This window comes from Cytobacillus oceanisediminis (assembly GCF_003182355.1).
GTDB classification, from domain to species: domain Bacteria; phylum Bacillota; class Bacilli; order Bacillales; family Cytobacillaceae; genus Cytobacillus; species Cytobacillus oceanisediminis_A.
In genome coordinates this window covers 34,197-57,279 of record NZ_QGTW01000002.1, presented here as the reverse complement: position 1 = coordinate 57,279, position 23,083 = coordinate 34,197, and the positions used below count along the sequence as shown (strand labels likewise).

The 23,083-nt window shown below is 39.6% G+C and carries 16 protein-coding genes and 4 tRNA genes; 1 reads left to right on the top strand and 19 read right to left on the bottom strand.

Annotated elements, in window-relative coordinates; genetic code table 11:
• Positions 1-326 precede the first annotated feature (326 nt).
• Positions 327-4,034: a polysaccharide deacetylase family protein gene (locus DFO73_RS04575; protein ID WP_110063608.1), complete on the top strand. Its 3,708-nt coding sequence runs from the start codon at positions 327-329 to the stop codon at positions 4,032-4,034.
• Positions 4,035-4,115: 81 nt separating this feature from the next.
• Here the strand turns inward: DFO73_RS04575 and DFO73_RS04570 are convergent, their stop codons facing one another.
• From DFO73_RS04570 to dnaB, 19 genes are all read right to left on the bottom strand, one after another.
• Positions 4,116-4,760, bottom strand: coding sequence for a hypothetical protein (locus DFO73_RS04570; RefSeq protein ID WP_110063607.1), 645 nt, complete (start codon positions 4,758-4,760; stop codon positions 4,116-4,118).
• A 621-nt stretch (positions 4,761-5,381) separates the two neighbouring features.
• Positions 5,382-5,909, bottom strand: a complete 528-nt coding sequence (locus DFO73_RS04565) for a DUF3231 family protein (RefSeq protein ID WP_110063606.1) — start codon at positions 5,907-5,909, stop codon at positions 5,382-5,384.
• A gap of 65 nt (positions 5,910-5,974) precedes the next feature.
• Positions 5,975-7,675, bottom strand: a complete 1,701-nt coding sequence (locus tag DFO73_RS04560) for a GMC family oxidoreductase N-terminal domain-containing protein (RefSeq protein ID WP_110063605.1) — start codon at positions 7,673-7,675, stop codon at positions 5,975-5,977.
• A gap of 27 nt (positions 7,676-7,702) precedes the next feature.
• Positions 7,703-8,182, bottom strand: coding sequence for a hypothetical protein (locus tag DFO73_RS04555; protein ID WP_110063604.1), 480 nt, complete (start codon positions 8,180-8,182; stop codon positions 7,703-7,705).
• Between the two features lie 472 nt (positions 8,183-8,654).
• Positions 8,655-9,134 carry a 23S rRNA (pseudouridine(1915)-N(3))-methyltransferase RlmH gene (gene rlmH / locus DFO73_RS04550; RefSeq protein WP_110063603.1) on the bottom strand — a complete coding sequence of 160 codons (480 nt, stop codon included), beginning with the start codon at positions 9,132-9,134 and terminating at the stop codon, positions 8,655-8,657.
• An 80-nt stretch (positions 9,135-9,214) separates the two neighbouring features.
• Positions 9,215-9,376, bottom strand: a complete 162-nt coding sequence (locus tag DFO73_RS04545) for a CxxH/CxxC protein (RefSeq protein WP_110063602.1) — start codon at positions 9,374-9,376, stop codon at positions 9,215-9,217.
• Positions 9,377-9,538: 162 nt separating this feature from the next.
• Positions 9,539-10,765 carry a S1C family serine protease gene (locus DFO73_RS04540; protein WP_110063601.1) on the bottom strand — a complete coding sequence of 409 codons (1,227 nt, stop codon included), beginning with the start codon at positions 10,763-10,765 and terminating at the stop codon, positions 9,539-9,541.
• Between the two features lie 265 nt (positions 10,766-11,030).
• A complete protein-coding gene (locus DFO73_RS04535) occupies positions 11,031-11,825 on the bottom strand; it encodes an MBL fold metallo-hydrolase (RefSeq protein WP_110063600.1) in 795 nt (264 codons plus the stop codon).
• A gap of 6 nt (positions 11,826-11,831) precedes the next feature.
• The gene (locus DFO73_RS04530) at positions 11,832-12,644 is read right to left on the bottom strand and encodes a two-component system regulatory protein YycI (protein ID WP_110063599.1); all 813 of its coding nucleotides are present in this window, start codon (positions 12,642-12,644) and stop codon (positions 11,832-11,834) included.
• Positions 12,631-13,944, bottom strand: coding sequence for a YycH family regulatory protein (locus tag DFO73_RS04525; protein ID WP_110063598.1), 1,314 nt, complete (start codon positions 13,942-13,944; stop codon positions 12,631-12,633). The genes DFO73_RS04530 and DFO73_RS04525 overlap by 14 nt, the downstream gene beginning before the upstream one ends.
• The gene (gene walK, locus DFO73_RS04520; RefSeq protein ID WP_110063597.1) at positions 13,941-15,770 is read right to left on the bottom strand and encodes a cell wall metabolism sensor histidine kinase WalK; all 1,830 of its coding nucleotides are present in this window, start codon (positions 15,768-15,770) and stop codon (positions 13,941-13,943) included. Before walK ends, DFO73_RS04525 begins: the two co-directional genes overlap by 4 nt.
• A gap of 8 nt (positions 15,771-15,778) precedes the next feature.
• On the bottom strand, positions 15,779-16,489 hold the full coding sequence (gene yycF, locus DFO73_RS04515) for a response regulator YycF (protein WP_110063596.1): 711 nt from the start codon (positions 16,487-16,489) through the stop codon (positions 15,779-15,781).
• 239 nt (positions 16,490-16,728) lie between these two features.
• A complete protein-coding gene (locus DFO73_RS04510; protein WP_110063595.1) occupies positions 16,729-18,204 on the bottom strand; it encodes a M23 family metallopeptidase in 1,476 nt (491 codons plus the stop codon).
• 398 nt (positions 18,205-18,602) lie between these two features.
• Positions 18,603-18,675: transfer RNA gene (locus tag DFO73_RS04505), tRNA-Phe, on the bottom strand.
• Positions 18,676-18,987: 312 nt separating this feature from the next.
• Positions 18,988-19,064, bottom strand: a tRNA-Asp gene (locus tag DFO73_RS04500).
• 62 nt (positions 19,065-19,126) lie between these two features.
• Positions 19,127-19,198: transfer RNA gene (locus DFO73_RS04495), tRNA-Glu, on the bottom strand.
• Between the two features lie 17 nt (positions 19,199-19,215).
• Positions 19,216-19,288: transfer RNA gene (locus tag DFO73_RS04490), tRNA-Lys, on the bottom strand.
• A gap of 551 nt (positions 19,289-19,839) precedes the next feature.
• Positions 19,840-21,132, bottom strand: coding sequence for an adenylosuccinate synthase (locus DFO73_RS04485; RefSeq protein WP_110063594.1), 1,293 nt, complete (start codon positions 21,130-21,132; stop codon positions 19,840-19,842).
• A gap of 217 nt (positions 21,133-21,349) precedes the next feature.
• Entirely contained in the window at positions 21,350-22,714 is a 1,365-nt protein-coding gene (gene dnaB / locus DFO73_RS04480; protein ID WP_110063593.1) for a replicative DNA helicase, read from the bottom strand.
• Positions 22,715-23,083: the final 369 nt, after the last annotated feature.

The window sequence follows — 23,083 nt, the reverse complement described above, 5'->3', positions numbered from 1 at the left end:
TTAACGTAACAATATTAGATAGGAGTTGTTACAGTACTAGGCAGATATATTAATACACCGTAACCTCCTAAATAACTTTTTATAATTACCTCTAAGTATCCTAAATTACCATTTATTAATAATAAAAACTTTTTAACCTACCCCCAAAATTTTAAAATGATAACCTAAGCCTTTGTTGATGGTCATTTTTTGTCGAAAGAATCTGTTCCCTGAAAGTGCTATTTAACAACAATCCTAAGGTTATTTACAAATTTAATTGTATAAAACCAATCTATTGAAATATTGTTATACATTTTTCGACACTACACCTATGAGGAGGTATATACGTGAATCGAGTTTTTAGGTGGATTTTAAGATCCTTGTTTGCACCTGTTACTGGAAATGCAGGAGCGGTTGCGAGTACACTTGGTTTTTTTCTGGCCTTTTTACCTTTAGATAGTTTAAGAATCCCATTATTGCTTGCTTTTTCGCTTTTCTTTCGTCTTAATATCGTCGCCTTATTCCTTGGAACCTTGATTACGGTTTTTATTCCAAACATGCACGCTTTGCCTTCCATGGATTTTGGTTCATTGGAAGATTATTGGTTATTTTCATTACTGAAAACGAAAATATTATCTTCAGAATCCATTGTATCAGGGGCCTTCGGAGGCTTGCTTGGCCTTGTCTGCTATTTTTTCTTCCACTGGTTTTACAACCTGGGGTTGAAAAAAAGAGAGCGAATCCAGGAATATATTTTCCTCGATCCAGCAAAAAGGCGCTGGTCCATCATTAAACGAATGAGTGTTGGCTTTACTATATTAATTGTTTTAGTATTAACTTTTTTTATAGAAAGCCTAAATACGAATCCAAAATTTCCTGAGCTTCCATTGAATAAAAGCACAGCAAAGAGCGGGATCGAGCCGATTAATAAACATTTTAGTGAAGAAGAGCTTGCTTCACAGATTCAAAAAACCACTCCTTCCTCTCTTAGCCAAAATAACACAGATCAATTAAACAAAGCACAAATCATCAAAAAACAAGAAGTGTATGGCTTTTACGTCAATTGGGACGAGAACAGCAAGGCATCCTTCAAAAAAAATAAAGATTCCATTACAACATTAGTGCCTGAGTGGCTGCAGGTTACACAAGATCTAAACCTGAAGGCCGCCACTGACCGCACTATTGTTAAAGAGGCAAAAGAACATGATATTAAGATTCTGCCATTAGTGAATAATTTTATAAATGATAAATGGGATGGCCATGTCCTGCACCGGTTATTCACTACTCCCGGTGCTGAAGAACGTTTTATTAAAGATATGCTGGCTTATGTCAGAGCAAATGGATTTGATGGGATTAATATTGACTTCGAAGCAATAAACCCAAATGACAAAGCTCAATACACTCAATTTATGGATAAGGTTTATAAAGCATTCCACCCGCATGGTCTTATGGTCACATTGGATGTCCCGCCGAAGGACAATAGCTATGATTATGCTTCCTTAGCAAAAAGTGCTGACCGTGTAATCGTTATGCTCTACGACCAGCACTACTCCATGAGCAAGCCCGGTCCTGTGGCCCAAACAGATTGGGTCAAGGAGAACTTGATTCAACCTGATATTCCTTCCGAAAAATTGATTGCTGGCTTAGGGACCTACGGTTACGACTGGGGAGAGGACTCCAGGAAGCCTGCAGCTAACATGACGTTCGGGGATATCATGAAACTGGGCAGTGGAACGAACCTCAAAATCAATTGGAGTACGGAAGCTGGCAATCCTTATTTACGATACATGCGAAACGGGAAAAAACATACTGTGTGGTTTTTGGATGCTGCTACTTTTTATAATCAAATGAATCTCGCAATCGATAGCGGCTCAAGAGGAATTGCGCTTTGGCGCCTTGGTTCAGAGGATCCCTCTATCTGGAATTTCCTGAATAAACCAGAGGAAATCCTTAATCCAGCCCGTGCCCTGAGTCCCTTTGATAGTCCTTTGCCAGATCTCCATACGGGGGAAGGGGAGATTTTAAAAATCGCTTCTCAACCTGAAAAAGGCAAAAGAACGATTCAATTAGATTCAAATGGGTTGATTCAATCTGAATCCTATGTCAAATTTCCAAAGCCTTTTGAGGTAGCCCGTTATGGAAAATCCAACAAGAAAGAAGTTGTCCTTTCCTTTGATGACGGTCCGGACCCAGCCTTTACACCAGAAATATTGGACATTTTGGACAGGTATAATATTAAAGGGACCTTCTTTATAGTAGGCGAGAATGCTATGATGCATCCTCAACTTGTAAAAAGGATTTATGATGAGGGCCATGAAATCGGCAATCATACATTTACACATCCTGATATTTCATCCATCTCGCCATTTCGTTTGAAAATGGAACTAAATGCCACTCAGCGTTTAGTTCAAGGAATCACAGGCCATTCGATGACCCTTTTCCGGCCTCCCTATATAGCCGATACGGAACTAGGCACTAGAAGCGAGCAGGTGCCAATAATGCGGGCTCAGGATATGGGCTATACCATGGTCGGTGAATCCATTGACTCTAATGATTGGCAAAAACTTTCTAGTAATGAAATTGTGAATCGGGTTTTGGATCAGCTGCCAGAAGGAAATGTGATTTTGCTGCACGATGCTGGCGGTGATCGTTCCATCACAGTAGAAGCCCTGCCGACTCTTATTGAAGTACTAAAGAATCGTGGCTACACATTTACAACTATTGCTGACCTAATTGGAAAAAGTGATAGTGAGATTATGCCCCTTGCTGATCAGGATAACCCCTATTGGGTCTATGACAAGGCTGTATTCAAGGTCATACAAGGCTGGAACTCAGGAGTAAGCTTTCTGTTTTACTCAGCTATCCTTTTAGGAATATTGCGGCTGATTTTCCTCGTTTTCCTTTCTAGGAAACAGGTAAAAAGGGATAAAGAGACCCAGATTGACCCTGCCTTTACACCTTTTGTCAGTGTCGTCATTGCTGCCTATAACGAGGAAAAAGTAATTTGCAAAACAATCAATTCTATTTTAACCAGCGATTACCCAGCCCTTGAGATACTGATTGTTGACGATGGATCAAAAGACAATACTTCTGTTTCAGTTCAAGAAACTTTTGCAAACGATCCTCTCGTCAGATTAATTCAAAAACCTAATGGAGGAAAATCTTCAGCTGTAAATCTAGGTTTTAAAGAAGCAAAGGGGGAAATCGTGGTTGCTCTTGATGCAGATACTCTTATCGCTGAAAATGCCATTTCATTGCTTGTGAACCATTTTAAAGAGGAAAGTGTGGCTGCTGTTTCAGGTAATGTAAAGGTCGGCAATAAGGGAAATCTCCTTACAAACTGGCAGCATATCGAATATGTGACAGGCTTTAACCTAGAGAGAAGGGCTTTCGCGGCTCTCAATTGCATTACAGTCGTACCAGGTGCGATTGGTGCATGGAGAAAGACAGCTGTAGAAGAAGCAGGATACTTTAAAGAGGATACACTGGCAGAGGATACCGATATCACTCTTACACTTTTACGCAATGGGAAAAAGATTAAATTTGAAGAAAAGGCTTATGCCTTTACAGAAGTGCCGGAAGATATTAAAAGTCTGGCAAAACAGCGTTACCGATGGGTTTATGGTACATTACAATGCTTATGGAAACATCGTGAGGCTTTATTCAATAAAAACCATAACTCATTAGGATTTATCGCCCTTCCAAACATGTGGCTTTTCCAATATATTTTTCAAATTATATCGCCTCTTGCAGATATATTATTTATTTTGGCCCTTTTTACCTCACACCATGAAAAAGCAGCCATTGGATTTATTCTTTTTTACTTAATGGATTTCTTTACTTCTCTGTATGCTTTTCGATTGGAGAAAGAAAGTCCTAAACCACTGGGTTCATTGTTTTTGCAGCGAATTTTGTACAAACAGCTTATGACTTATGTAGTGTTAAAATCCATTTTCTCTGCAATAAAGGGAGTAACAGTTGGCTGGAATAAACTAACAAGAAAAGGAAATGTAACTCAGGAAACTTCTATAGTGAAGACGAAGGAATATATGTAGGTCATCCCCTTTGGGGGAAGGCCTTTTTAATATTGATATATAAAGAAAAAAGATCACCTTCTTTTGGTGACCCCGAATAAATTACCTTTTCTTTCCATTGTTTTCTTTTTTATCCTGATCGCTTACAGCCTTTTCTTTTGCAGCTTGAGAAACTTCTTGTCCAGGGTTAATAGTTGATGAAGCTGCATCTTTTGTATTAGTTCCTGCCGGTGTAGGTTTAGTCGTTGCCATTGGTGCTTTTTCGCTAGCCTCATGAATCGTTGGTGCTTTTGTTCCCGTTTGCGTGGATGTAGCCTTTGTTGTTGGTGCTTTTGTTTCCGTTTGCGTGGATGTAGCCTTTGTTGTTGGTGCTTTTGTGCTTGCCACAGATGTTGTTTTTAAAGCAGCAGTTGTAGTTGTCTCCTTTACTTTAGAAGTAGTTGTTGCCGTACTCTTGCTGATTTTTTTCGTATTTTGTTGAGTGGCTGCAGCTTCCATATTATTCTTGTTGCTGATTTTAAGAGCCTTTTGAGAAAGCTTTGTTTCATCGCCTTTCCCATTCGTTTTTGATGTTTGAGCTTTCACTGTTTTTTCTGCTTGGCTAATGACATACCTTTTTTTTTGATTTCCAAATACAGCTAAAGCATGTTCTTCTGTTAATCGTTCGACTAACAGGGCGCTGGTGACAGAAAACGTAACAGATCCCGCTAATACCATGGCAAAGGCTCCCTTGGTTAGTGTGTTCATATTATTCCCCTCGAGTTTTGTGTATGATCGTATTAAAAGGATTCGAACGAACTACAATGTATTATGGGGGTATATTTTAAAATCTATATATCGCTCTCTGGCAACCTCTCTTACCTTGTTTATACATTGAACTTCTGAAATTTTTTCTATGCTTCTCCTAACTAAACATCTTTCATTACTCTGGATAAAGTCGGTTAAACTTGCTTTCCACATTTCCAATATATACTTTTGTAAACATAAGATATCTCATCAGAAAACCTTATTTACTTATGATAAGGTTCCCTTCATTTTATGAAAATGAGGTTTGTGAAGCTATGAGTACTCTCTACTAAAACAATTGACAATACCTTTTTCCTTTGCCTTAAATACAACTTTTTGCCTTCCGGTAACTTCTAATCTGGAATAAATTTTTGATCGGACACCATTGTCCTTAATTGTTATGTTAGCACCACATTTTCTTTTTAATAAATCCTAGAATTAAAACTACTTTTTACACGCAAAATAATTAACGTAGTACCGTTTCTTATAATCAAGTTAAACTTCATGTTTGAAATCTTCGTTTGTAAAACATAGAAAAACTACCCCTAAGATTATAAATCTGTCTACCTCTTACAAATATTATTATGATTTGTAATAAGGTGGAATACGTAGCCATTTATTCTGCTCTAAGTATTGTTTTACCTGTAACCCTGCAAGTGTCTTCTTCATTATTATCTTTGAAAACAACAGGCCCACATCTGCCCGAATGGATTCAGTGAGTCCTCTAGCAGCATATGTAACTCCTGAAGCTAAATTATATGACATTAAATTTGCAAGTTCCTCATCATTTAATTTAGCACCTTCAGGTAAATTCCGAAAATCCCCCACTGGTTTTTCTGGAGTGCTTTGTGGAAGTGGGACTCCTTCCTTTGTTAAAAAGTCTCTTATTTCATTCCTTATTGGAATATGCAAATTATCCTTCATATCAAGGATAATTCTTTTTAATTCCTCATCTTCGCTGAGATTGTAACCCAATTCTTCATTACGCAATGTAGTTTCAGTACCTAATAAGTAAAACCATAAATTCGTTACTTCCATTACATTTAAAGGCTTTTTTTCACCATCTAAAAATGGTTCGAATGTGTCATGAATCAATTCAAATAGTTTCATCAGAAAAATCCTCCTGACATACTAATTTCTATAGTAGTATCATGACCATTCGTCTAGAATAAATACTAGTTAAAATATTTTTCAAATAGTTTTTCAGCTGTACGTGTGGCTAATGCCTGTGTAGTAAGAGTCGGGTTTACCCCACCTAAACTGTTAAAATGCACACTATTATCAACGATAAATAATTTTTTTACCTGATATGCCTCACAATTACAATCAACTACAAACCCCATTCTCATCGTACTTTCCAAATGAATCATCATACCTGCTGGCCAATTAGATGAGATAATTTGTTTGGCACCTGCCTTATACAAAATATCATTGGCTATTTTAATTAATTCCCTTCTATTTCTTTGGGATTTTTTTGTAGGAGTATAGCTCAAAAGAGGGACTGAACCGTGTTCATCACTAATCGTAGAATGAAGTTTAACTCCATTTCTTTGATCAACCTCATCATCTGTCATGATTAGTACATTTAACGATCTCCGATAACTTATCATCAGGTTTCTTAATTTATTTCCAACAATATGATTATGAAAACTCCATTTAGGATGTTCCGTTTGATATATATTCCAGCCAAATTGACTAATTCCATAGGAAAGAGAGGCTGTTAGACCTGGGCTCATCCCAACGGACTGCAAAGAACCTAAGCCTGGAAAATCGAGTCGTGCACCAGATGTATGTCCAACAAATGGATTTATATCACGCTTGCCTATGGTAGAAATGAGTTCCTTATCATCAAAAATTCCGGTAACCCAGTCCATATAATGGTTGGTCAAACCTTTCCCGACCCAAGGATTTTGAGGAAGATTTGAATTTAACCAAAGCCGCGGACTTTCTATGCTACCTCCTGCAAGAACGATAACCTTCGCCTTTAGTTCTTCCTCTTCTCCAGTCCATGTATCTCTAATCCGGACGCCGGTGGCACGTAACTCTCGCAATTGACTGGAATCTGTAACTATTTTTGTTGTGAACGTATTTGGTCTAATCGTGACATTCCCAGTACTCAAAGCCAATGGTATGTAACTAACCGTTGTTGACCGTTTTGCAACCTTATCTACGGAAGGTCCATGCGGGCAGCCGTTTATACAGTGTCCACAGAGTGTGCATCCTGCCATCCACGATAATTGCTCAAGTGAAACATTTAAATTAGTAAGGTTTTTATTTACTGGTAAGATTGCGTTAGGCTGAGGCCGGATGCATGGAGCAGTCACATTAAGGGTAGGATTTAGCTGCCAGCCCGCTCTTTTTGCTCCATAATAAAAAATTTCTTCCTTTGTGGTTGTTGGTGCAAAGCTAACCGGTAATGTGTCTTCTACCTTTTCATAATAAGGAATGAGTTCACGATAGGAGATTGGCCATAAATGATCAATTGCTGACGGATAAGCACGAGGAGAATTAGCTGTATAATGTTGTGTAGACCCTCCTACACCGGCACTTTGCCATATTAGTTGCTTTTGTGTTGTTAATCGAACCCATGGTGCGCGGCTTCTATTTGCTGGTCCCCATCGAAACCTACCTGTAACCAAATTATTCATATTATCTTCACACTTGTTTAACAATCGTCTATAAAGGTGAATATCTAAGTCATTTATATCAAAACTTTCTTTTGCGCCAGATTGGGAATTCGGATTTGGCCACTTTTTATTTCCGTACCATGGACCTGCTTCTATTATCAAAACCTTTAAACCCTTTTCCCCAAGCTCTTTTGCAATAACAGCCCCACCACCTCCTGCACCAATAACAATAACATCTGGATTAGACATGCTGATTTCCCCCTCTATTTAGATCATCTAATAAAAACCACGCATATTTCGGTATCCAAAAGCTGGTCCTGGATAATTTGTTTGAATCCAACCAATTGGAAAATACTCTATGCACCTAAAGTCAGGTCGATCTAAACGAGTTGATCCATATCCTGTCCATTCGGAATAATAGCCAAATAACGTTAGCTGGGTTAGAGTATTCTTCATACTTTGCGTCAAACCTGGATTTTTTGTAAAAGGTTCTGGTAAGCTCACCAAGGGAATTTCCAATCTTTCTAACAAGTCGATCGCCATTAGCCGGTCACTACGTTTAAGATTGGCAAAGATTCCTTTCCTAGGAAATGTACAAGTATCGTAGAAACACTTCGTTTTCCCTGTCCACAAAAGTTGGAAAGCAGCCATGTCTAATAAGTTAGCTGTTGATTTTGAAAAAGGGATATTTCCTCCTTGATTCATTGCAGAAGGAAGAGTTTGATCCAATACAACTATGACATACTCATAGATCATTCCACCCATTACAGAACATTGAAGAATGGAATCCACTACAGCTTGAATGGTTATCCTTATATGAGCATCCTGAATTCCACTGGTTAATGGTTTTATTTTGCGCTCCCCCTTAAAAACTAAAAATCTTCATCTTCTCTATCTTTATTTGGGCAATTGGAAGTTTAGAATAAATTAAATCAAGACAATTTAGGAATAGTCTCTCTAAAAGCATTAGTAAAAACAATTCTTCAGTAGGGGATCAAATCCAAATACATCGGTCGCTACAAGTGCTCCAATTGAACCTAATCCAATGTCACATAGAGCCTCCCTAAATTTCTTTCCCTTACTATAATATTTTTAAATACAAAAAGAGGTAAGGGATATTTCCTTTACCTCTGCTCAGGTGAGTGGCTCTACGACACAATGTAAATTAATTTCTAACATCCTTTAACTTAAGTTCTGCTGTAAAATTACTTGCGAATAAAAACCTCATTTACTTATGGTACGGTTCACCCCGATTTATCCGGAATGCCCGGTAAATCTGCTCTAAAAGAATTAACTTCATGAGCTGATGGGGAAAGGTCATTTTTGAAAAAGAGAGCTTTTCGTCCGCGCGCTGGAGGACTTCCTGGCTGAGGCCGAGGGAGCCGCCGATGACAAAAGCAACTTTGCTTTTTCCGTATGTAGCCAGTTTATCAAGTGTGTCGGCGAGTTCCTCTGATGATTTCATTTTGCCCTCAATAGCTAGTGCGATAACATGAGCGTCAGGATGGATCTTAGAGAGAATCCGTTCACCTTCTTTTTGCTTGACCTGAATCATTTCCGTTTCACTCAGTTCTTCAGGAGCTTTTTCGTCCGAAACCTCGATCATTTCCATTTTTGCATATACCGACAGCCTTTTTAAATATTCGTCAATCCCTTGCTTTAAGTATTTTTCTTTAAGCTTTCCTACTGTAATAATTGAGATATTCACAGCTCGTCCTCACTTTACAAACAAGATATCCACATGAGTTATCCACATGTCCACATTTTTCATCCACATCTTGTATGAGATCATTCGTTCGCTACAACATATATAGCGTTATTTTGACAATATTCACAGGTTGTTGATAACTTTTTTTCCTCATCAATTTTTGTTAATTGCGGGAATGTTTCGTACTCATCAACCACTATATCTATAGCAAGATCAACATGTTCTTCACAACAATAAATCATTTTTTTAAGCTCTCCTTTCAGGCCGGAGCCTTACTTTTTTTATTGTCCCTGTGGATAATTATTATTCTGACTGCGTTTACAACTTATCCACACCCCATCTTAACAAAACAATAAAAAACAGGAAAGCGTAATCGCTTCCCCGTTTATTCTTTCCCGTATCCATTAAAATGTTTCGCCGCTCAGTTTAATGGTTGTTTCCTGCAATTTACCCTCACGGTAAAACTTAATCTTCATTTGTTCTCCAACTGCTTTTTTCGTATAGAGATGCTGGCGCAGTTCGATAATATCTTTTATTTCTTCTCCATCCATCTCAACAATGACATCCATCTCTTTCAATCCGGCCTGTGCAGCTGGAGAGTTAGGCTCTACTTGCGTAATGGCAACTCCTGTTTTAACATCTTTAGGCAGTTTCAATGCTTCCTGCTGATAGTAGCCAGGAATATCATTTACGGAAGTTAACTGAATCCCCATATATGGCCGCCTTACCTCGCCAAATTTCTCGAGGTCATCAATTACAGGGCGTGCATAGTTAATTGGGATTGCTAAGCCAATTCCCTCAACTGCATTCTGTGCAATTTTCATGGAATTAATTCCAATTAACTGGCCGCTGATATTAACTAATGCTCCGCCACTGTTTCCTGGGTTGATGGCAGCATCTGTCTGGAGAACCTCTGCCTGCCAATCAACTGTGCCGTTTTGGTCAATATCAACTGGCACCGCTCGTTCTACCCCAGAGATAATTCCCTGTGTAACGGAGCCAGAGAATTGGCCAAGAGGATTCCCTATGGCTATAACAGGTTCCCCTGGCTTGAGAGTATCCGAATCCCCAAATTCAGCTACTGTTTTAATTTCCTTTGCATCCACTTCCAATACAGCCAGGTCAGTCCATATATCGCTCCCAACCAGCCTTGCCGGAATCTTTGCGCCATCCGGTAAACTTACTTCAAGTTCTTGAGCTCCTTCTACGACATGGTGATTCGTGACAATGAAAGCTGTATTTCCTTCTTTTTTATAAATGACCCCTGAACCTGTTCCAGCAGGTTGTCCGCCGCCATTATTTTCGTTTGACCAAAATCCGGCTGTCTGAATGTTGGTAATGCTCACAACGGCGTCACCAGCTTTATCGACAGCCTTGGTCACATCGGTAACCACATCTAGCGAGACATTTTGAACATTGGCATTTCCATTGTTGCCGTCCGCTTCTTCCTGTAACTCCTCATCGGGTTCAACCGTATAAGGGAGTACGTTATAATCGGATAGTTTAGGTACCGCGACAATGACAAGAATTGCCCCTAATATAATGCCTATAAGGCTGGCCAGAAAATATCCGCCTCTATTGCCTTTTTGCCTTTTATAACGGTTCTGATGGTCTTGATCGTAATAGCCCAAGCCGTACCAATCCTTTCTTTATAAATTACAGAAACGCCAGCTTCCCGCAGCTGGAAAAAGCCGATAAGATATGAATGCTAAAATTTATTCTTCCTTTATACCCAATATTATACTCTCTCGATTTTAAAAATCTAATCAAAAGGCACGGACTCAAGCAATCTTACGACTTTGTTCATACTTTTGTTTAAAATTTTTAAAAAACGCCAAATAAAAAAGGAAGGCGCAACAGATACTAAAGATCTTGCGCATTCCTTTTTTACTTTTATTAAACTGCCGTTAAAATGGTTGGTACTTTGGGATCTGTATCAAAAAGATCAAACTGCTCACCTACAATGATGCCTCGGCTCTCAAGCGTCTGTGTAACCGACATTCTCGCCAGATCCTTAATATTATTATCGAGACTTAAATGAGCTAGATAAATGCTTTTTGTGCGATCTCCAGCCACTTCACTCATAGCAAGGGCAGCATCTTCGTTCGATACATGTCCCACATCGCTAAGGATTCTTCTTTTAATATTCCACGGATAGCGGCACATACGAAGCATCTGGATATCATGGTTGCTTTCAAACACATAAGCCTCAGCATTCGAAATAAGGCCCTTCATACGATCACTGACATACCCTGTATCGGTAATTAGCACAAGTTTTTTCCCATCCTGATGAAACACATAAAACATGGGATCAGCCGCATCGTGGGAAACGCCAAAGGATTCAATATCAAGAGAACCGAACGTCTTAACGGTTTCCATATCAAAATGAAACTTTTGGTCAACAGGCACTTGTCCAATTAAACCGTCCATCGCCTGCCAGGTTTTTTCATTTGCATATATAGGCAAATTATACTTTCTTGCAAGAATGCCTACACCTTTTATATGGTCACTGTGCTCGTGTGTCACTAAAATCCCTGAAAGCTTCCCCATATCCCTGTCAATCTGTTGAAATAGGGCTTCCATTTGCTTCCCGCTTAAGCCGGCATCAACCAAAAAGGAATGTTCCTCCGTCTCGACAAAGATCGCATTCCCAGTACTGCCGCTCGCGAGAACGCTGAATTGCAAAGACATATTCTCTCACTCCACTATTTTTTTCTCTTCGTTGGTTAGCTGAATAATCTGCCCCTCGAAGGCATGGACAAATAAGTTTTCCTCTCCATTAATGACGAATCGCCAAGCAGGAGTTAATACTAGAGATGAGCTTGAATGCACAAGAGTAAAATATCCGAGCTCCACATTGGTAATCTTGGATTTTGGCTGCAGCGAGCCGTTTTCAGAAAGTGTCTCAATCGCCTTTATTGGCTGAATCACTTTCTCGCTTTCCTGCATTTCTTCAATTTCTTCCAGCATTGTCTGCTTATAAGATACAATTTCATTTTCCTCATTCAAATAGAAAGTTAGCTCACCATTTAAATTCATATAAAACATTTTATCTTCAAATTGCTGATAGTAAGTCAGTGTATTGCTGTTTTTGCTCTTTTCCCAAAAACGATATTGGTCTCCATATAAAACTTTGTTTTTAATAAATGAATTCAATTCAGAAGGATTAAATTTCTCGCTGATTTTATAAGGTTCATCAAGGACTGAATTCAGGACTGTTCCTTCAGTAACCGTAATGTCCTGTCCTTTCAGCTTCGATTTTTTCGCTTCTTCCATTTCTTCGATATCAAAGACCATCGGCTTAGCGCTTAAGTACCTGTCTTTTGGATTGTTTTTTGGAAGATCCACATCAAATTCAATTTCATCCGTCTTGAGCCGCTTTTCAACAGAGGCTTGGGCCATAGGCTCATACTGGCTTGCATCCTTCAGTTTAAAAAACTCATACATCAAATAAATATCCAAAACCAGGAAGGTTAAAATAAAGATTGTTTTTATCTTACTCCAATCCATTATTCATACCTCCTGTTTCATCAAGTGAAATACTTTTCCATTCCCCTTCATAGCGATAAAACCAGGAAGGCTCTAATCGAACAAACATGGTTTGGGAATCTTTGATCATCTTGTACCCCAATGCAACATCCTCCAAGCTTTTGGAATCAAATCCTTCAAGCTTTTTCAAGTACTTGATGATTGAATCCCCTGAACTTAAAGATACTTCAGTGGATTCTGTACGTAAGCCAAGTTGAAAGTTGCTTCGCAAATATTCCTCATTTTGTCCCCAAACTTGGCGAATCTCAGAAATCTTCGGATCTTCGCTGAAAACCGGATACCCCGAAGAATCATAAAGACGGAATGTTACCCGATGGTTAAGTTCATTCATTTCGGCAAATAGGTAATTATCCGTCCATCCAGCATGTTCGTTTATAAAATCAATGCTCTTTTTTAAAAGATCTGTAGACTGAATGGTTGGATTATTGCCGGCAGCCAGTTTTACATATCGAAGCGTATTTTTATCAAAATTCACTCGAAGCAAGCTAACATTATCATTATATTCTTCTTCTGACGGCTGATAGTTTTTCTGAACCACACTTGGGTCACTGAATAAAGCATTTTTATATTTTTCCGAGTCAAGCTCTTTTGACAAATACTGATACCTTGCCATTTTTGTGTCATGTGCTGGCAAGAACAGGGTCCTTGAATTTGAAGCTTCATATGAAATATACTCTTTGTACTCCGGACTGTACTTAAAGAATTCGTTTTTAAAACTCTGGATAAAAGATGCAGGCACATGGCTTCTAAAGACCTGCTGGCTGTCTACGGAAACAAAATAGACGATCCCATCTTCCTTATGATGTTCTTTAACATCAATGACAATTCGATCAAATTGAAAATTAGTGAGATCCTTATCATCCACTTTGATGACCGTTTTATATAATTCTATCGGAATAGAATCAGGGTAAACAATGACTGCTTTTCCCTCATTATGAACAAAAGAGGGGATCCCATTCACTTGAGCAGTGATATTTTCAAAATCAGTAAAATTCCATCTGCTGATTTCTTTAATTGTTTTTTCTATTTCGCTTGGATTGACCGTTCCATAATGTTGATTGCTGCCAAGGTGAAATAAAAGAGTGTCCGGCCTGACAATTTTACTTACATCTTTTTTAGCAGCAATCGCTACTTCCTGTACCGTATTTGTTTTCTCCATTGTTTCGTAGTTAGGCTGATAAGTCCATAGGTTCCAGGTTAGCAGCGCACTCGTCGCAACCAGGATTGTTAGTATGATGGTTTTAATATTTTCATATGTCATTCCCAATCATCCTCTTCCGTTCGAACGTAAGGAAGGCTAAATGAAATCGTTGTTCCTTTTCCTTCCGTACTGGTTGCCCAAATTTCTCCGCCATGCGCTTCCACCATTTCTTTGGCAATTGCAAGTCCAAGGCCCGTTCCGCCAAGCTTTCTAGTTCTCGCTTTATCCACACGATAAAAACGCTCAAAAATCTTATCAATGTTTTCTTTCGGAATGCCTACACCCTGATCTGAAACACTGACAATTATAAATTCATCTTTTTCTTCAATGTTAAAGGTTACTTTTCCGCCTTCAGGAGAGTATTTAAGGGCATTCGATATGATATTGTCCAATACTTGCGTCAGCTTGTCCTCATCAATTTCAACAAAAGCTGAATGATCAGGGAGCCTTCTCTCAAACGTTACATTCTGCTGTTTGGTCATTTCAAAACGGTCAATAATCCTGTTGTAGAAAAAGATGAAATCGATCCATTCCTTTGTCAGATTATAATCCTTGCTATCCATTTTTGAAAGCTGAAGCAAGTCATTCACAAGGCGGATCATGCGCTCCGTTTCATTTTGAGTGACATCCAGGAAGTTGGGAGCAATTTCTTCGTCCTTCCAAGCTCCTTCCGCAAGTGCCTCCAAATAACTTCTCATCGTAGTGAGCGGGGTCCTAAGTTCATGCGAGACATTGGCCACAAACTCACGGCGTTCCATATCAATTTTCTCCTGCTCGGTAATGTCATGTAGAACGGTAATTAATCCATTTACAAAACCAGTTTCTTTTTGAATTACTGAAAAATTTGCGCGTAAAATCAGGGTATTCGTTTTACTGCTGTAATCCAAAATCACAGAATCACGTTCATTAAGGAGCTCCTCAAATGTGTATTCTTCTTCTAGTCCCAGTAAGGAATCAATAGAAGAAGACAGCACCGTTTCACGTGAAACATTCAGCATTTTTGCAGCAGGCTCATTGATTAAGATCACGCGCCCTTTGCGGTCAGTTGCAATCACCCCATCTGTCATATAGGAGAGGACGGAGGAGAGCTTGCGCCGTTCTCCCTCTGTGGTCGCCTGGGCTTCCTGCAGCTTCTTTGTTAAGCTGTTAAAAGTAATGGCCAATTGGCCAATTTCATCATAACCATAAACCTTAACCTTACGGGAGAAGTTTCCCTTCGCCATGGCAAGGGCTTGTTTTCTCATATCTGAGATAGGGCGTGTTATGGTCTGGGCTAAAAGAATGCCCAATACTGCTGTAATGGCCAGCGCGATTGCTGTACCGGTTGAAAAGATATTATTAATCTGCCTCATCTGGTCATAGATGTTCTCTATTTTTGCAACAAGATAAATGGCTCCGATAACATCCCCATTGTTTTTAATAGGTGTTACTAGCACCCATATTCGATTGCCAAAGGGGTCAACATAATCCTCAGGTACCTGCTGTTTGGTTACCATGGCCATTTTGATTAAATTATCAGTAGATCTCTGTCCCACTACACCCTGGTTATCCGGATCGGAAGTTCCCAATATTTTAAACGTGTCTCCTTCAATGACACGGACCTCGGTAATATCAGTAGAATAATAATCCCTTAATAACCTGTGGACGTCTTCCTCCAACGTAGGGCCATCCTCATCCGGAAGCCTTTCCTTGGTCATCTGTTCTTCCAGGTAATAAGCAAGCAGATTAACCCGTTCCTGAATGGTATCTTTAAAGTTATCCTTTAAAGTCGATTCCAGCTGCCTTACAAAATAAACGCCGATAATTTGCATGGCTACCAGGATAAGAAGGACATATATAATTACAAACTTTAGGTGAATGGATCGAAAAAAACCAACCTTTTCCATTAATCCTCTTACTCCTGTTCAGGATTCCGCAAGTAATAACCGACTCCTCTTCTTGTTACAATCCATGTCGGGTGGCTAGGATTATCCTCGATCTTTTCACGCAATCTCCTTACCGTCACGTCAACTGTACGGACATCGCCATAATAATCATAGCCCCAAACAGTCTGAAGCAAGTGCTCCCTTGTCATGACTTGTCCAATATGTTTTGCCAGATAGTGAAGAAGCTCAAATTCACGATGTGTTAATTCAATCGTCTCACCGCGTTTGGAAACCACATAAGCATCCGGATGGATAATAAGTGATCCTACTTCAATTTCATTTGATTCTTCCTCTTCTTCAGACTTTGAAGCAATTTGCTGATGGCGCCTTAAATTGGCTTTCACCCGGGCAATTAACTCTCTTGTGCTGAAAGGCTTTGTCACATAATCATCTGCCCCCAGTTCAAGACCCAAAACCTTATCAATTTCAGAATCCTTTGCAGTCAGCATGATGATCGGCATATCATACTTTTTGCGCACTTCACGGCACACTTCAATGCCATCTCTCTGCGGAAGCATGATATCAAGAAGAATTAAATCCGGTTTGATTTCCTCTACCTTGTCCAAGGCGTCATTGCCGTCATATGCGCAAACAACCTCATAGCCTTCCTTTTTTAAATTGAATTGCAGAATATCTGCAATTGGTTTCTCATCGTCTACAACTAGAATTTTTTTATCCATACCTATCTCCTTTTTTCTTGCTTAATTTATTTATTTTTGGAGCAGTAGAATTCAATTGAAATCATATGTTCTCTACTTTACTTTACCACTTTATAAGTGGGAATTCATCTATTTGAAAAAGATGGCTTTTCTCCTGGACAGAACAATTCATTACAGCTTGCAAAATGAGGGCTGTAAAATATTATTCTTAACTATAAAAGCCTCTAGCATTAAAACTAGAGACTTTTAGCATCATTTATTTACTTAATATATTTTAGTGGATCTTGCATCTTTCCATTTTTATATAACTCAAAATGCAGATGAACGCCTGTGGAATCTCCAGTCATGCCCATTACACCGATCTTTGATCCTTTTGAAACTGTCTGGCCAGCACTTACACTAATTGAATCCAAATGAGCGTATACGGTACGGAAGCCATTTTTATGGTCGATCACAATTTTATTTCCGTATCCGCCATCCCAGCCGGCAGATACGATAACACCATTATCGGCTGCTTTGATGGTCCGGTTGCTAGGTCGTGCAATATCAATTCCTTTATGCATTTTACCCCAGCGGTATCCTACCTTACTGGAAATATAACCGCCTACTGCAGGATACGCAAAGCTTCCTTCACCTCTGGACGGAATTACTTTTGTTCCCTTAATGACAATATGCTTAACTGGCTCTTCAAGAACTTTTTCTTCAGATACCTCTTTTTTAATGGTTTGTCCATTTTCTTCAGAAATCAAATATGTTGCAGCACGGACACCATTTTTTCCTTCCTGCTTCACCTTAGTATCGCCCTTAGGGAGGCTGCTATCCTCAATTACTTCTTTCTCAAATGAAATTTTTTCCTTTTTGAAAACTTCTTTTTCAACAATAACCTTTACATATGGCTTAAGGACGGTAACATTCAATTCTTGTCCAACTTTTAGGACCGAATCTCCCTTTAGTCCGCTGTTTAACTCTATTAGCTGCTTAATATCAAGATTGTGGGCACTTGCTATGCTGCTTAGAGCATCTCCCGCTTTAACAAGGTATTTCTTTTCTTCTAAAGTGCCTTTTTGAAGAAGTTTTGCTGCTTCTTCGGCACTAATAATCATGTCTGGTTTAACTTTTGTTTGTGAAACTGAAATATTTTCATTAAATCGAACGTCTAAAACACGAGTTTCATTTTCTTTAAGCTGTGGTAAAGGAGTACTAGCGGAAGCTTTTCTTTCTTCCAGAGCCTTTAATTCTTTCTCTGGTACATAGGAAGCCTTAAGTTTAGTTAGTGCAGCTTCTGCCTGCTCTGAATTTTCAACATAAGCCACAGTCGTGCCGCCAATAACCAATGCAGCTGCTTCAGCCTGAATTTCAATCTCATCTTTTATTTCGTTCATAGCCTCTGAGTTATTAACCTCAGAATTGGACTCAAATACTTGTTCAGGAATAAAAGACAGTTTTGAACCAAGCGATAATTGTAAACCTTTATAAGAGCCTTCAAGCTCTTTTATTTTCGTATCAACCATGTTCTCTATTACTTCTTTGTCTGAGACAGTTCCGATATACTGATCGTCCATATAGACATAGTAAACAGTCATTAGCTTATCATCATTTGCCAATACTGAAACACCGCCAGCAAGCGTTAAAGCCGCTGCAGCAAACCCTGTTGCAGCAGTCCTTTTCATTATATTTCTAAAGCTCTTAGCTGTATATTCAGTAGCTGAAGTTAAATTCTTCACCCAATTAAACATTGTTACATCCCCCTAGACTACGGTAACAAACACACTTTCATTTAGTGCTATGTAACTACTAATTTATTTACCTAAATTTTTTCACAATATTTACTTTACCATATAGAGTATCAAATAGATTAATAGACTCTGTAATGTAACAAAAATGTATAATAACTGACATTTTGTTACTTTTAATGGGTATTAATGGGTAGAAAACAAATGCTTTTTGTCGAAAAAAAGGAAAGAACAGCAGGATAAAATCCCTATATATAAAGGTTTTTAGAAGTTACAAAAGAGAAGAGAAGAAAAAAAGAAGAGATGCTTAACTTTTACACTGGATAAATAGTAGAAAACTAGTTATATTACAAAAATGTAACAAAAAGGAGTATGAATGATTTCATACTCCTTTTTTGGGATGGCTCAGGACGGAATCGAACCGCCGACACAAGGATTTTCAGTCCTTTGCTCTACCGACTGAGCTACTGAGCCATATTAAGTTAATGGACCTAAACCAAGTTTGGTTTCGTCCTTCGTCCCGATTTCAGGGAGCCTATTCAAGCTGTGGTTCAATCGGTACGCTGAAGCATTTCATGAAGCTTATTCAAACGTGCTCTACCGACTGAGCTACTGAGCCAAATTAAGTTAATGAACCTAAACCAAGTTTGGTTTCGTCCTTCGTCCCGATTTCAGGGAGCTTATTCAAGCTGTGGTTCAATCGGTACGCTGAAGCATTTCACGAAGCTTATTCAAACGTGCTCTACCGACTGAGCTACTGAGCCTAACTAAATTATGTAAAGTAAATGGCGGTCCGGACGGGACTCGAACCCGCGACCTCCTGCGTGACAGGCAGGCATTCTAACCAACTGAACTACCGGACCAATATAATAACCGCCAGCAAGTTAGCTGGGCTTGCCAGCCTTTTGCTGACGGTTATTTGCCATGACCCCTACGGGATTCGAACCCGTGTTACCGCCGTGAAAGGGCGGTGTCTTAACCGCTTGACCAAGGGGCCATATTAAAGAAAAATGATGAGCCATGAAGGACTCGAACCTTCGACCCTCTGATTAAAAGTCAGATGCTCTACCGACTGAGCTAATGGCTCAAAGCTAATATTCTTGCCTAAACTTTGTTTGCAGGTGTGCTCCAAAGCCCTGCGTTCTTTATCGCAGATTTTAAAAGTTTGCTATTCGAGGACGGATCGCTTCGATGGTGCAAATTTTAAAATCCTCTACCGACTGAGCTAATGGCTCGCACTAGATCGTCTCTGTGACGACGCTTTTTATAATATCATAGAGATTTATAAAAGCGCAATAACTTTTTTATAAAAATTTCTTATAAAATTAATCTCTTTTAAACTGCCTGTTGATTTCCGCTCCAATCAACAGGGTGCAAACCCAACAATGAGCTTTCACAGCCTTAAATTCTATTTTTTAAAGGAAATTCATCAATACCAAAACATTAATACTCTGTTTCTGCTTCTATTAACAAACAAAGTGGACTTTGTTCCTCAATTATTACGTTCTATTCCCCTAAATCAGATTTCTACTCCTTAAATTCACAATTTAATTGTTCTTTTATGATCCTAGGTTCATTCTTTTGAAGAAGGTCAAACAAAAAAAGCCCTAACTCACATTAGGGCTTTCCAATCAAATCTTAGTTCTGTCTCCAAGGGCTGCGGACAACGTTTGTTTGTGTGCGATCCGGTCCTACAGAGAAGATGGATAATGGGATTCCTGTTAGCTGAGCCACACGCTCCAGATAATGGCGGGCATTAACAGGAAGCTCGTCTAATGATTTGCAGCCAGTAATGTCTTCTGTCCAGCCTGGAAGTTCTTCGTAAACAGGCTCACATTCAGCCAATACTTTTAAGCTTGCAGGAAACTCTTCAATCACTTGACCATTATGGCGGTAAGCTACACAGATTTTCAAGGTTTCGATGCCTGTTAATACATCGATGGAGTTAAGAGATAAATCTGTAATTCCGCTGACACGGCGGGCATGGCGAACCACAACGCTGTCAAACCAGCCAACACGGCGGGCACGTCCTGTGGTTGTACCGTATTCACGGCCTACTTCACGAATCTGATTGCCGATCTCGTTATCAAGCTCAGTCGGGAAAGGACCGTCTCCTACACGTGTTGTATAAGCCTTGGAAACACCAACAACATGCTTAATTTTTGTAGGGCCTACTCCTGAACCGATTGTTACGCCTCCAGCTACTGGGTTAGATGAGGTAACGAACGGGTATGTACCCTGGTCGATATCAAGCATAACCCCTTGTGCTCCTTCAAACAGCACGCGGCGGCCTTCGTCCAATGCATTGTTCAGAACTACGGATGTGTCGCAAACATAATGTTTGATTTGCTGGCCATATTCATAATATTCATTGAGGATATCTTCAATTTTGAATCCTTCTGTTTCATAAAAACGCTCAAGAAGGCGATTTTTCTCTTCAAGATTGCGGGCAAGTTTTTCTTCAAAAACTTCGCGGTCAAGAAGATCTGCGATTCGGATTCCATTACGGGCTGCTTTATCCATATAAGCAGGGCCAATTCCTTTTTTCGTTGTACCGATCTTGTTGGCGCCTTTGCGCTCTTCTTCTACCTCATCCAGCTTTAGGTGGTAAGGCAGAATAACATGTGCGCGGTTGCTGATGCGCAAGTTATCAGTTGTAACACCTTTATCATGAAGATAAGCTAATTCTTTTACGAGCGCTTTCGGATCTACAACCATCCCATTTCCAATGACGCAAATCTTATCGCTATAGAAAATTCCAGATGGAATTAAATGCAGCTTGTATGTTTCTCCGTTAAACTTAATTGTATGCCCCGCATTGTTTCCGCCTTGATAACGGGCGATTACTTCAGCATTTTCAGAAAGGAAGTCAGTGATTTTTCCTTTCCCTTCATCTCCCCACTGCGTACCAACTACAACTACTGATGACATAAAAAGCACCTCCGGGAATCCCATGGTTTTTATAATTTCTATTTAAAATAGTTTTTAACAAAATTACTTTTTTCAACCACTTTAGTTTAACAAGGCAAAATGTTATAGTCAATAAAACACGAACATTTTTAATAAAAATATAAAAATATGTTCGTAAAAATATGAAAATATGAATTTATAAAAAGGGCAAGCAGTCACTGCAAGCCCTTTTCGTTATTTATGCACCAGGCGGAGCAAATGAATCATCAAAACGTTTCTCCAAGTTTACGAATTTATTATACTCTTTCACAAACGCCAGCTGGACAGTGCCAACAGGGCCGTTACGCTGTTTAGCGATAATAATTTCGATAATATTTTTGTCCTCTGATTCTTTATCATAGTAGTCATCACGATATAGGAAAGCCACAATATCGGCATCCTGCTCAATACTTCCGGATTCACGGATATCAGACATCATTGGCCTTTTATCCTGGCGCTGTTCCACTCCACGTGAAAGCTGGGAAAGAGCAATAACCGGAACCTGCAGCTCACGTGCCAATTGCTTTAAGGAACGGGAGATTTCTGATACTTCCTGCTGGCGGTTTTCTCCGGAACGCCCGCTTCCCAGGATTAATTGCAAGTAGTCAATAAGAATCATACCAAGCCCATGCTCCTGCTTTAAACGGCGGCATTTTGAACGGATATCTGTGATTCGCACCCCAGGGGTATCATCAATAAAAATCCCTGCGTTAGATAGGCTCCCCATTGCCATCGTAAGTTTTCCCCAATCCTCATCTGTCAGGGAGCCTGTACGAAGCCTTTGCGCATCAATATTTCCCTCCGCACAAAGGATACGCATAACCAGCTGTTCTGCCCCCATCTCCAAACTGAAAATAGCTACGTTTTCTCCAGTTTTTGTAGCAACGTTCTGGGCAATATTCAAAGCAAAGGCGGTTTTACCCACGGACGGACGAGCACCGACGATAATAAGATCGTTTCGCTGAAATCCTGCTGTCATTCTATCCAGCTCGGTAAATCCTGTTGCAATCCCTGTAATATCGCCTTTGCGATTATGCATTTCCTCAATATTATCGTAGGTTCGGACAAGAACATCTTTAATATTATGAAAGGCACCTGCATTTTTCCTCTGCGCTACCTCCATAATATTTTTCTCGGCTTCTCCTAAGAGAACTTCAACTTCATCTTCACGGGTATAGCCATCCTGGGCGATCCCGGTAGCGGTCCTGATCAAACGGCGAAGCAATGCTTTTTCTTCGACGATCTTGGCATAGTACTCAATATTCGCTGCTGTTGGAACAGATCCAGCCAGTTCACTTAAATAACTGACTCCACCAGTATCCTCCAGAAGCTTTGCTGCACTAAGTTCTTCTGTTACAGTCACTAAATCGACCGCTTTTCCCTGGTCGCTCAGCTTGAGCATCACATTGTAAATCTTTTGGTGAGCCGCCCGATAGAAGTCCTCAGGTATCAATATCTCTGATGCTAACGTAAGAGAGGAGGGTTCAAGAAAGATTGCCCCAAGCACTGCCTGTTCCGCTTCTATATTTTGAGGCGGGAGCCGATCTGCAAATAAATCACTCATCTAGTCAAACCTCCTTAAATTAAAAGCGTGAGCACATTCAGAAAGGGAAGCAGACTAAAAACCGCCACGTCCTGTGGCAATGTCTGAATGACCCGCTTCCTTTTGGCTTCGAGCCCCTAGGTGCTCCTCCCAAAAGCTATCGCTTTTGGTCATGCGGTTAGAATGCTGACGAAGCATTCCTAATGAAGCTAGATAGTACCTTTCTAAAAAGCATAAACGCCCAAATAGCTCTTCTATATCTGGAATTGAAGTTATTTTTATATAAAATATAAAGGCTTGCCCTCTAAATAAAATTATAATTCCTTTAAAAAATGTGACCAGCAGAAACTGATCACATTTTTAATCAACCCTTTTATTTTAACATGTTTA